A 235-nucleotide genomic window follows, 5' to 3' on the forward strand; every position below is an offset into this window, starting at 1 on the left:
TTCATAGCTCCTTTTGACATCACCATGCCACTGGCTTGGCACAAAGCCGCAAGTAATGCGAAAGCCACGCCTTGAAAGTAAAACTTCTTATCAACTGGGGGCAAGTGGCGTTGAGGTAATACCGCGAGGATAACCCCCACCGAAGTGATGGCGATGCCCAACCAGGCCAGTAGCGGTAAGTACACACCCAACAGCACAATATTAAGTATGCCAGTTAAGGCTGGAGCGAGAGACT

At 50.6% G+C, this 235-nt stretch carries 1 pseudogene; it reads right to left on the reverse strand.

Features of this window, described 5'->3' with window-relative positions:
* A pseudogene (locus CWC14_RS19500) lies at positions 1–235 on the reverse strand (DMT family transporter); the annotation flags it as partial.

It is taken from the genome of Pseudoalteromonas sp. S3260 (assembly GCF_005886925.1).
GTDB lineage: Bacteria > Pseudomonadota > Gammaproteobacteria > Enterobacterales > Alteromonadaceae > Pseudoalteromonas > Pseudoalteromonas tetraodonis.